At 52.4% G+C, this 7,905-nt stretch carries 9 protein-coding genes; 6 read left to right on the forward strand and 3 right to left on the reverse strand.

Annotated elements, in window-relative coordinates:
• Window positions 1-45 precede the first annotated feature (45 nt).
• The 3 genes from WKT05_RS10285 to mutY are packed head-to-tail and all read right to left on the reverse strand — an operon-like array spanning window position 46 to window position 2,384.
• The gene (locus WKT05_RS10285; RefSeq protein WP_340414024.1) at window positions 46-711 is read right to left on the reverse strand and encodes a YoaK family protein; all 666 of its coding nucleotides are present in this window, start codon (window positions 709-711) and stop codon (window positions 46-48) included.
• Complete coding sequence (locus WKT05_RS10290; protein WP_340414025.1) at window positions 701-1,243, reverse strand: NUDIX hydrolase; 543 nt, start codon at window positions 1,241-1,243, stop codon at window positions 701-703. The genes WKT05_RS10285 and WKT05_RS10290 overlap by 11 nt, the downstream gene beginning before the upstream one ends.
• Window positions 1,230-2,384: an A/G-specific adenine glycosylase gene (gene mutY, locus WKT05_RS10295; protein WP_340414026.1), complete on the reverse strand. Its 1,155-nt coding sequence runs from the start codon at window positions 2,382-2,384 to the stop codon at window positions 1,230-1,232. Before mutY ends, WKT05_RS10290 begins: the two co-directional genes overlap by 14 nt.
• Here mutY and sufC point away from each other — a divergent pair.
• The 6 genes from sufC (at window position 2,375) to WKT05_RS10325 (ending at window position 7,880) form a co-directional block, all read left to right on the forward strand.
• Window positions 2,375-3,121 carry a Fe-S cluster assembly ATPase SufC gene (gene sufC, locus WKT05_RS10300; RefSeq protein ID WP_340414027.1) on the forward strand — a complete coding sequence of 249 codons (747 nt, stop codon included), beginning with the start codon at window positions 2,375-2,377 and terminating at the stop codon, window positions 3,119-3,121. The two genes, mutY and sufC, sit on opposite strands and share 10 nt — an antisense overlap.
• Window positions 3,114-4,520: a Fe-S cluster assembly protein SufB gene (gene sufB, locus WKT05_RS10305; protein WP_215506550.1), complete on the forward strand. Its 1,407-nt coding sequence runs from the start codon at window positions 3,114-3,116 to the stop codon at window positions 4,518-4,520. Before sufC ends, sufB begins: the two co-directional genes overlap by 8 nt.
• On the forward strand, window positions 4,520-5,539 hold the full coding sequence (locus WKT05_RS10310; RefSeq protein ID WP_340414028.1) for a SufB/SufD family protein: 1,020 nt from the start codon (window positions 4,520-4,522) through the stop codon (window positions 5,537-5,539). Before sufB ends, WKT05_RS10310 begins: the two co-directional genes overlap by 1 nt.
• Window positions 5,526-6,773 carry an aminotransferase class V-fold PLP-dependent enzyme gene (locus WKT05_RS10315; RefSeq protein ID WP_215506554.1) on the forward strand — a complete coding sequence of 416 codons (1,248 nt, stop codon included), beginning with the start codon at window positions 5,526-5,528 and terminating at the stop codon, window positions 6,771-6,773. Before WKT05_RS10310 ends, WKT05_RS10315 begins: the two co-directional genes overlap by 14 nt.
• Window positions 6,760-7,185: a Fe-S cluster assembly sulfur transfer protein SufU gene (sufU, locus tag WKT05_RS10320; protein WP_215506557.1), complete on the forward strand. Its 426-nt coding sequence runs from the start codon at window positions 6,760-6,762 to the stop codon at window positions 7,183-7,185. Before WKT05_RS10315 ends, sufU begins: the two co-directional genes overlap by 14 nt.
• 200 nt (window positions 7,186-7,385) lie before the next feature.
• Entirely contained in the window at window positions 7,386-7,880 is a 495-nt protein-coding gene (locus WKT05_RS10325; RefSeq protein ID WP_340414029.1) for a MarR family winged helix-turn-helix transcriptional regulator, read from the forward strand.
• Window positions 7,881-7,905 lie beyond the last annotated feature (25 nt).

Below are 7,905 nucleotides of genomic sequence, written 5' to 3' on the forward strand. Positions count from 1 at the left end.
GGCACGCTGAGGGGCGTGCCTTTTTCGCTGGTAAAACCCGTGCCATTAGGTGCGAATGGTGGGGTCTATGTGAAGAATCATAAAGGAGACGGCGAGAAAAGCGGCGGAAAGCCAAATGGTCTTAAGGCCCAAAAGGGAAAAGAACAGACCGCCGATAAGGGCGCCGATAAAAAAGATACATACGATAAAAAGCACGGTGCGGCTCGTGTCCCGGTGGACGAGGCCTTTGGTGTGGTGGTAGCCCGCCAAATTGTGCATAATGGTGCGCACATTGCCCACGCACATGGTGGTGGCGGCGTTAATGTCTGCGAATTTTCTGAAGGTATTCACCTGCATGCCGCAGGAGAAAGCCATCATACTGTTGGCCAGGCTGTCGAATTCGCTGGAAAGAAAGCCGACGACGATGAGAATAAGAATCTCCACGGCCAAAATCCGCTGCTTAAAGTGCAGGCCCATGCGCCTTTTTTCGGCAAAGGCCACGCGGCCGGAGACATAGACCCCGAGGGCGAAAGATGCGATTTGAATAAAGTAGCGGAGCATGGCGGGGAAATTTCCCTCGGCCAAGTTAAAAGCCATGAGCACCACATTGCCCGTAAGAGCGTTGACGAAGACCTTCCCCCGAAGGGCGTAGGAATAGCCGTCTTGCAGGCCGCCGGCCAAGGTGAGAAAGGTGGCGAAGAGCAGGGATTCGGACCAAGCTTTATTTTTCATAAATCCCTCGCATCCTTTCGATTAAATCTTCGTATATAGGAAGCATATGGGCTTCGGAGACAAAGGTGTCCAGTTCCCTTATAGGCACCCACTTGCGATTGTCCTTCACTTCAAGCAAGGTGTCGTCTTCGTGGCCCACAAAGCCGTAGCAAAAATTAATGTGGAAGTGGCTGTCCACGGCTTCGCCCTTTCGAATGTGGGCGGAAACGGGCATGAGCTCCAAGGCCAGAGGCCCTTCTGAGAGGGGCTTCACATAGAGAATCCCCGTCTCCTCGTAAAGCTCCCGAAGGGCGGAATAAAAGAGATCCTCCCCCTCCTCCACGTGGCCGCCGGGCCAGGAGAAGGATTTGTAAATGGGATGATAAATCATCAAGAGCTTATCCGCCTCAAAATCCATAACCATAGACGAAGTGGTGTAGTGGTAAGGGGCCGAGCGATCCGTTGCAATAAGGGAGGGATCCAAGAGCAGCAAATGGGCCCTGTCCTCGGCTTCTTTTTCATTTTTCGGTTCGTAGGATTCAATCCATTCCATCAATGACCTCCAGTGCCGGCGCAAAGGCCGACGGTATGGCGTACACAGTTTCAAGGGCTTCCTTCGTGGCCCAGATGCGGGCATCTTCCGCGGCAAAGAGGGACTCCACGTGGGCGTAATAGACCCACACATTCCATATGCGGTGGGAAAAGATGTGGCGGTAGGCGGCCATCTTTTTTGCATCATTCACGACGAAATCCGACTCCGCCAAAAGCTTCATGACATCCTCCGGCCGAAGGTGCCCTTCGATGGTGGGAAAGCCCCACATGGACGCCAAGAGCCCGCCGGTGCGCTTCTCGATAAAAAAGCGGCCCCCCAGATCCAAAAGAAGCACCGTCACATCCTCTTCTTTTTGCTTCTTCTTCGGCGTCTTTTTCGGGTAGTCCTCGGCGCAGTTTGCTTTATGGGCCTCGCAATGCTCGCCTATGGGGCAGTGGCCGCAGGCCGGAGATGTGGGGGTGCAGATTTTATTCCCCAAATCCATCATGGCCTGATTAAAATCCCCGGGCCGATCCCGGGAAATGGCCTCGTTGGCCAGATTAAAAATCAGCCGCTTCCCCGCCGCCTTGTCGATCTTCTCATCGATTCTATAGAGGCGGCTGAAAATGCGCAAAAGATTCCCGTCTACCGCCGCCACCGCCTCCCCGTAGGCGATGGATGCAATGGCTGCCGCCGTGTACTCGCCGATGCCGGGGAGGGCCTTTAAGCCGGCAAAGTCCCGGGGCATGCCCTCTCGGGCCACAATCTCTGCCGCGGCCTTTAAATGCTTCGCCCGGCGGTAATAGCCCAGGCCCTGCCAAAGCTTTAAAAGAGCCTCCTCCTCCGCCTGTGCCAAATCCTTTGCCGTGGGAAAGGCCGCCATAAAGCGCTCGTAATAGGGAATCACCGTGTTCGCTTGGGTTTGCTGAAGCATAATTTCAGAGACCCAAATGGCGTAGGGATCTTTCGTTTTTCGCCAAGGCAATCCACGGTCCTCCGGTGCGTACCAATTTAAAATTTTACTCGAAATACACATAAAGCTATTATAACAAAAAGGCCGAAAAGGTCTATATTGACGGTATTTCCCAACCATGTTATAGTAAAAAAGGATATCATACAGAAATAATCGGATATAGGAGGAAAGTTGAATAGATGAATGCATTATTGAAGGTAGAAGGCGTACGCGCCTCTGCAGGAGAAAAACAAATTTTAAACGGCATGAACCTGGAGGTCAACAAAGGCGAAGTACACGTCATTATGGGCCCCAACGGCAGCGGGAAGTCCACCCTGGCCAATGTCATTATGGCCAACCCGGCCTACACCATGACCGAAGGCAAGATTTACTTCGAAGGCGACGACGTCACCGACGAATCCACAGACAAGCGCGCCCGTCGCGGCCTGTATTTAAGCTTCCAAACCCCCTACGAAATTCCGGGGATCAGCGTGGAAAACTTTATTCGCCAAGCCCTCTTGGCTCGCGGCGAAAAAACATCCATCGTGAAGTTTAAAAAGGCCCTGGAAAAGAAAATGGAGCTTCTGGACATGAAGCCGGAATACGCCGGCCGCTATTTAAATGTGGGCTTCTCCGGCGGTGAACGGAAAAAGACGGAAATCCTTCAACTCTTAATGCTCGATTCGAAACTCGCCATTTTAGACGAAACGGACTCGGGCCTCGACGTGGATGCCGTCGCCACCGTGAGCCGCGGCTTAAAGGAATACCTGGACGGCGAAAAATCCGCCATTATTATTACGCACCACCGGGAAATCCTGAAGGAAATCCACCCGGATTTCGTTCACGTCATTAACAACGGCCGCATCGTCGCCGAAGGCGGCGACGAAATCATCGATCGCATCGAAGAAGAAGGCTTCGGCTGGATTAAGGATGGGCAACATGCGTAAGAAGACAGAAATTCAAGACATGGACCGGGGGATTTACGACGAAAGAAATCCCTTCACCTATCGCAAAAAGACGGAACAAGGCCTTAACGAATCCATCGTGCGCCAAATTTCCGCCGAGAAAAACGAACCGGCTTGGATGCTTGAAAAGCGTCTGGAAGCCTTAAAGATCTTTAACGAAAAGAAAAATCCCGACTGGGGACCGGATCTGTCGGAAGTGGACATGGACAAGGTCATCACCTACATTCGTCCCGACGCGGATTTGGCCGCCGATTGGAAGGACGTGCCGGAAGAAATCCGCAGCACCTTCGACAAATTGGGCATTCCCGAGGCGGAAAAAGAAGCCATGCTTTCAGGCGTCGGCGCCCAATACGACTCGGAAGTGGTCTATCACAGCATTCAACAACACTTGTTGGATCAAGGGGTTATTTACACGGATTTTGAAACGGGCCTCCACGAATACGAAGACATCGTGAAGGAATACTTCGGCAAGTGCATCAACCCGAATCTGCACAAATACGCCGCCCTGCACTACGCCGTATGGAGCGGCGGCAGCTTCGTCTACGTCCCCGAAGGCGTGGATGTAGACGTGCCTCTGCAGTCCTACTTCCGCTTAAACGCGCCGGGGGCGGGCCAATTCGAACACACCCTCATCATCATCGAAAAAGGCGCCAAATGCCACTTTATCGAAGGCTGTTCCGCGCCGAAATACAACGCCCTGAACCTACACGCCGGGGCCGTAGAGCTCTTCGTCAAAGACGACGCCACCCTGCGCTACTCCACCATCGAAAACTGGTCGAGAAATATGTACAACCTAAACACCAAGCGAGCCATTGTCGGCAAAAACGGCAAAATCCAATGGGTCTCCGGCTCCTTCGGCTCCAAGGTGAGCATGCTCTATCCCATGAGCGTCTTAGTAGGCGACGGTGCGCAAAACGAATACACCGGCATCAGCTTTGCCGGGGCCGGCCAAAACATCGACACCGGCGCCCAAGTCATTCACGCGGCCAACGACACCAAAAGCTCCATTCAATCGAAATCCATTTCAAAAGGCGGCGGCATCGGCGTCTACCGCGGACTCGTGAAAGTGGCGGATCATGCCAAGCACACGAAATCCACCGTCTCCTGCGAATCCCTCATGCTCGATGACATGAGTCGTCAGGACACGATTCCCGCCATCGACATTCACAACAGGGACGTAGACTTCGGTCACGAAGCAAAAATCGGCCGCATTTCCGACGAGGTCATCTTCTATCTTATGACCCGCGGCATTCCCGAAGAAGAAGCGCGGGCCACGGTGGTTCGAGGCTTTGCCGATCCCATCGCCAAGGAACTGCCCCTGGAATACGCCGTCGAGATGAATAATCTCATCTCCTTGGAATTAGAAGGGAGCATTGGCTAATGAAGGCACACAAGGGAAATATTTTAGAATACAAAACTTACGACTATTTAAATGTCAACGAAACCGACGTTGCGGCACGGGAATCCGCAGGCGTTAAAAAAGCCGAAGGCCAATCGGTTTTCGACGGCTACAATTACGGCATCAGCCCGGAAATGATTCAGCTCCACGACAACCACGCTACCGTCTACCGGAAAATTGTCGCCGAAGACACGGTGGATATGGGCATCGAAAGCCTTGAAGGCACGAAAGATGAAGTGGTTACCATGGACTTCATTGTGGAAGAAGGAGCCCACATGACCGGCTGCTTCAGAAGCAAAAAAACCGGCGGCTACCGCTCCTTCTTAAGCCGCATTCACGTGAAGAAAAACGGCGTCGCCCGCCTCTACTTCGTGAATATCGATCAGGCGGAAGTGGACAACTACCTGTCCATGGGCGCCATATTGGAAGAGGGCGCCAAGCTCGACGCCTACGTCTTCCACTTAGGCGACGGCAACGAAACCAGCAATGTGAAATGCTTCTTAAAGGGCGATGGTTCCCTGGGAAACATTCAGTCCATCTACCTGGGCAAAAAGGGCCAAGCCTACGACTTCATTTACGACATGATTCACGAAGGCAAAGACACCACCAGCAACCTTATCGTCGACGGCGCCTTAATGGAAGACAGCTACAAAGTCTTTAAGAGCCGCATCGACTTTTTGGAAGGATCCAAACACAGTCGGGGCAACGAAGAAGAATTCGCCATTCTTCTGGATTCCACGGCCCGCAGCATTTCCGTGCCGGCCCTGTTGAGCCACGAAGACGACGTGGAAGGCAACCACGCCGCCAGCGCCGGCAAACTGGATCAGGACATGCTCTACTACTTCCTCACCCGCGGCTTCGACACCGAAACGGCTGAGCGCATGATTATCGATGCGAAATTTGCCCCGGTTATCGACGCGGTGATTTACGAAGAGGAACGCAAAGCCATCTACGAGGAATTGGAACGGATTATGGGGGGGCGACATCATGTTGCAAAGTAGTGAAATCAGAGAAATCCGCAAAGACTTTCCCTTCCTGGAACTGTCTACGAAAGAAAAACCGCTGGTCTATTTAGATTCGGCGGCTACGACGCAAAAGCCGAGACAAGTCATCGAAGCCATGAACCGCTACTACAGCTATGAAAACGGCGGGCCCCACCGCGGCGCCCACCGCCTGTCCATGGCGGCCACGGAAGTCTACGAAGGCGCCCGAGAAGCGGTGAAAAACTTTATCGGCGCAAACAGCGTGGAAGAAATCGTCTTTACCAGAAACGCCACGGAAGGGCTCAACCTTCTCGCCTACTGCTGGGGTCTTGAAAACCTCAAAGCAGGCGATGAGATCGTTCTGTCCATTATGGAACACCACGCCAACCTCGTGACCTGGCAATACGTGGCGGAAAAAACCGGCGCGAAACTGGTTTATCTCTACATTGACGAAAACAAAGAGATTCCGAAAAAAGAAATCGAAGAAAAAATTACGGCCAAGACCAAGCTTCTGGCCATTACCCAATCCTCCAATGTGTTGGGAACCATGCCCGATGTCAAGGCCATGATCGCCCACTTGAGAAAGGTGAGCCCCGACGCCAAGGCTGTGGTGGACGGCGCTCAAGCGGCACCCCACATGCCCGTGGATGTGAAAGATCTGGACTGCGACTTCTACGTCTTCAGCGGCCACAAAATGCTCGCCGCCATGGGCGCAGGGGTCCTCTACGGCAAGCTCGACAATTTAAACGCCATGAAGCCCTATATGTACGGCGGCGACATGATCGAGTACGTCTATGAAGATCACTCCACCTTCCTGAGCGCCCCCGGACGCTTCGAAGCCGGCACCCAAGATGTAGGCGCCGCATCGAGTTTGCCCGTGGCCATAGACTATTTAAACGCCATCGGTCTCGACAAAATCCACGAATACGAAAGCTACCTCGTGGACTACGCTTATGAGGCCATGAGCCAAATGGACGACATCACCATTCTCTCCCGCCCCACCAACCCGAGAGGCGGACTCATTACCTTTAACTTTAAAGATGTCCACCCCCACGACGTGGCATCCATTTTGGATTCCAAGGGCATCGCCATTCGCAGCGGCCACCACTGCGCTCAACCCCTGCACAGAAGCTTCGGCATTCATTTCTCCTGCCGGGCAAGCTTTGCCGTCTACAACACCATTGAAGAAGTGGACTACTTTATTAAAAATCTCGACGAAGTAAGGAGGTTGATGGGCCTTGGCACTCGATGATATTTACACCACACTGATTATGGAAGAGTCTCGCTCACAGCACAACAAAGGGGATTTGGAAAACCCGGACTATAAAGAACTGGGCCACAACCCGAGCTGCGGCGACGAAATCACCTTGCAGATTAAAATGGACGGCGACGTGCTGAAAGACCTGTCTTACACCGGCGAAGGCTGCGCCATTTCCCAAGCGTCCACCTCCATTATGATCGACACCGTGCGTGGCAAGACGCGAGATGAAGCCGTGCACCTGGCCGACACCTTTATCGGCATGATTAAAGGCGTCTCCCTTACGGAAGAGGAAGAAGACGCACTGGAAGACGCCATGGCATTCGAGGGCATTTCCAAACTGCCCGCCCGCGTGAAATGCGCCGTGCTTCCCTGGTACACCCTGAAAAACATTTTGGAACGATGATTTGAGCCGCCCGGTGCGGCTCTTTTTTTATGCAAAGGGTTATAAAACGACAGAAAAATAGAAAAACATGGAAAAACAATTAAATATTGTATTTAAAAATGTAAATATGTGGTATAATCTCACTAACTACCTATATCAAAAAGGTGATCGGACACATGCTCTTTCGGGTTTGTGCAGTTAGTAAACACGAGGAGGCACCTATGGAATCCAGAGAATTTTTATGGTCTTATTGGAATTTAATCAAAGATGCGTCGGATACAAAAATCGCCCTAACGGAATTCTTTTCAAAATCCTATGAGCTTACGCAATTGCAGGTGCTCGTCATGGGCCAGGTCGACTCCCTCGAGGACACCTCCATTCGCTCCATCGCCAAGTCCCTGCACCGGGATCACGGCAACATTTCCAAGATCTGTACCGTGCTGGAAGAAAAAGGCTTCGTTTACCGTGAGCGTTCCGATGTGGACAGCCGTATTGTGAACATCAAGCTGACAGAGCAGGGCCAGGCCTATGTGGGGGAATTTCGCAGCATCGTGGCGCCCTTCATCGAAAAATTAGGCGACTACCTGACAGACGGCGATTTGCGTTTTATTTTAAAGAGCATGGAAAATGTCAACAAACTAATTAACGAGTCGGAGGATGTGAAGGCCATTCGGAGAAAAGAAAAGCCCCTCTTGCGACAAAAACACGAGAAATAAAAAGACCTCCGCTTCTGTGCGGAGG

This window comes from Peptoniphilus sp. HCN-40583 (assembly GCF_037892835.1).
Taxonomy (GTDB): Bacteria; Bacillota; Clostridia; order Tissierellales; family Peptoniphilaceae; genus Aedoeadaptatus; species Aedoeadaptatus rachelemmaiella.

Coding starts and splice junctions, on each gene's coding strand:
- WKT05_RS10325 (WP_340414029.1), top strand. CDS start 7,386: ATGGAATCCAGAGAATTTTTATGGTCTTATTGGAATTTAATCAAAGAT.
- WKT05_RS10290 (WP_340414025.1), bottom strand. CDS start 1,243: ATGGAATGGATTGAATCCTACGAACCGAAAAATGAAAAAGAAGCCGAG.
- WKT05_RS10310 (WP_340414028.1), top strand. CDS start 4,520: ATGAAGGCACACAAGGGAAATATTTTAGAATACAAAACTTACGACTAT.
- WKT05_RS10285 (WP_340414024.1), bottom strand. CDS start 711: ATGAAAAATAAAGCTTGGTCCGAATCCCTGCTCTTCGCCACCTTTCTC.
- WKT05_RS10315 (WP_215506554.1), top strand. CDS start 5,526: ATGTTGCAAAGTAGTGAAATCAGAGAAATCCGCAAAGACTTTCCCTTC.
- sufC (WP_340414027.1), top strand. CDS start 2,375: ATGAATGCATTATTGAAGGTAGAAGGCGTACGCGCCTCTGCAGGAGAA.
- sufB (WP_215506550.1), top strand. CDS start 3,114: ATGCGTAAGAAGACAGAAATTCAAGACATGGACCGGGGGATTTACGAC.
- mutY (WP_340414026.1), bottom strand. CDS start 2,384: ATGCATTCATCTATTCAACTTTCCTCCTATATCCGATTATTTCTGTAT.